Origin of the sequence: Rothia sp. HMSC065G12, from assembly GCF_001811455.1 — a bacterium.
Taxonomy (GTDB): Bacteria; Actinomycetota; Actinomycetes; order Actinomycetales; family Micrococcaceae; genus Rothia; species Rothia dentocariosa.
This window is the reverse complement of record NZ_KV804797.1, coordinates 1-2563: the sequence shown is the minus strand read 5'-3', so window position 1 is coordinate 2563 and position 2563 is coordinate 1. Positions and strand designations below refer to the sequence as shown.

The following is a 2563-nucleotide window of genomic DNA, read 5'->3' as shown; positions in this document are numbered from 1 at the left end:
TTGTTGTTTCAAAACTATACAGCGAACGCAAACACCACCAACAACTCTAGTGTGAATAAGTCTTCGGCCTATTAGTACCAGTCAACTCCACGCCTTACAACGCTTCCATACCCGGCCTATCAACCTCATCATCTCTAAGGAGCCTCACACACCCAAAAGGGCGCCAGGAGAACTCATCTCGAAACAGGCTTCCCGCTTAGATGCCTTCAGCGGTTATCCCTCCCGAACGTAGCCAATCAGCCATGCACCTGGCGGTACAACTGACATACCAGAGGTTCGTCCGTCCCGGTCCTCTCGTACTAAGGACAGCCTTTCTCAATTCTCCAACGCGCGCAGCGGATAGGGACCGAACTGTCTCACGACGTTCTGAACCCAGCTCGCGTACCGCTTTAATGGGCGAACAGCCCAACCCTTGGGACCGACTCCAGCCCCAGGATGCGACGAGCCGACATCGAGGTGCCAAACCATGCCGTCGATATGGACTCTTGGGCAAGATCAGCCTGTTATCCCCGAGGTACCTTTTATCCGTTGAGCGACAGCGCTTCCACAAGCCACTGCCGGATCACTAGTCCCGACTTTCGTCCCTGCTCGAGTCGCCACTCTCACAGTCAAGCTCCCTTGTGCACTTACACTCAACACCTGATTGCCAACCAGGCTGAGGGAACCTTTGGGCGCCTCCGTTACACTTTAGGAGGCAACCGCCCCAGTTAAACTACCCATCAGGCACTGTCCCTGAACCAGATCATGGCCCGAAGTTAGACATCCAGATTGACCAGAGTGGTATTTCAACAACGACTCCACCACCACTAGCGTAGCGGCTTCACAGTCTCCCACCTATCCTACACAAGCCAACCCAAACACCAATACCAAACTATAGTAAAGGTCACGGGGTCTTTCCGTCCTGCTGCGCGAAACGAGCATCTTTACTCGTACTGCAATTTCACCGAGTTCATGGTTGAGACAGTAGGGAAGTCGTTACTCCATTCGTGCAGGTCGGAACTTACCCGACAAGGAATTTCGCTACCTTAGGATGGTTATAGTTACCACCGCCGTTTACTGGGGCTTAAATTCTCAGCTTCGCCCACACAGGGCTAACCAATCCTCTTAACCTTCCAGCACCGGGCAGGAGTCAGTCCGTATACCTCGTCTTACGACTTCGCACGGACCTGTGTTTTTGATAAACAGTCGCTTCCCCCTGGTCTCTGCGACCCCTACACGCTCCCCACCGCACGGGCAGATCACGCTCAGGGCCCCCCTTCTCCCGAAGTTACGGGGGCATTTTGCCGAGTTCCTTAACCATGATTCTCTCGATCGCCTTAGTATTCTCTACCTGATCACCTGTGTCGGTTTCGGGTACGGGCAGCTAAAACCTCACGCCGATGCTTTTCTCGGCAGCATAGGATCACCAAATCCCCCACAAACAAGGGGTCCCATCACGTCTCAGACACACAACCAGCGCATTTAACAACCAGTCATCCTACACGCTTAGACCACGACAACCACCGCGTGGCTTGGCTACCTTCCTGCGTCACACCTGTTAACACGCTTACCTCCAAAGCTTGGGTCCCACACACCCCACAACACCACAAAGAAAAACTTCATGACACCGTGATCGGCATGGTTAGCATCACAATATCAGTATGGACGGTCCTTCACTGGTACGGGAATATCAACCCGTTCTCCATCGACTACGCCTGTCGGCCTCGCCTTAGGCCCCGACTAACCCAGGGCAGATTAACTTGACCCTGGAACCCTTGATCATCCGGCGCACGGGTTTCTCACCCGTGATTCGCTACTCATGCCTGCATTCTCACTCCCACACAATCCACCACACACTCCCGTGGCAGCTTCACCTCGTGCAGGACGCTCCCCTACCCAACCAGCCACAAAGACTGATTGCCACAACTTCGGCGGTGTACTTGAGCCCCGCTACATTATCGGCGCAGAATCACTTGACCAGTGAGCTATTACGCACTCTTTCAAGGATGGCTGCTTCTAAGCCAACCTCCTGGTTGTCTCAGCAACTCCACATCCTTTCCCACTTAGCACACGCTTAGGGGCCTTAGTTGATGGTCTGGGCTGTTTCCCTCTCGACAATGAAGCTTATCCCCCACTGTCTCACTGCTACACTCTCACTTACCGGCATTCGGAGTTTAGCTAACGTCAGTAACCCTCGCGGGCCCATCGGCCATCCAGTAGCTCTACCTCCAGCAAGAAACATGTAACGCTGCACCTAAATGCATTTCGGGGAGAACCAGCTATCACAGAGTTTGATTGGCCTTTCACCCCTATCCACAGCTCATCCCCCCAGTTTTCAACCTAGGTGGGTTCGGTCCTCCACACGCTCTTACACGTGCTTCAACCTGGCCATGGATAGATCACTCCGCTTCGGGTCTAGATCCTGCCACTACAACGCCCTATTCAGACTCGCTTTCGCTACGACTACCCCACACGGGTTAACCTCGCGACAAAACACTAACTCGCAGGCTCATTCTTCAAAAGGCACGCCACCACCCCACACAAAAAGGGGGGCTATAACGGCTTGTAAGCACACGGGTTCAGG

1 rRNA gene is annotated in these 2563 nt (G+C 53.8%); it reads right to left on the bottom strand.

From position 1 onward, the window contains the following. Positions 1-51: 51 nt before the first annotated feature. Positions 52-2563: ribosomal RNA gene (locus tag HMPREF2804_RS01580) — 23S ribosomal RNA — on the bottom strand; the annotation flags it as partial.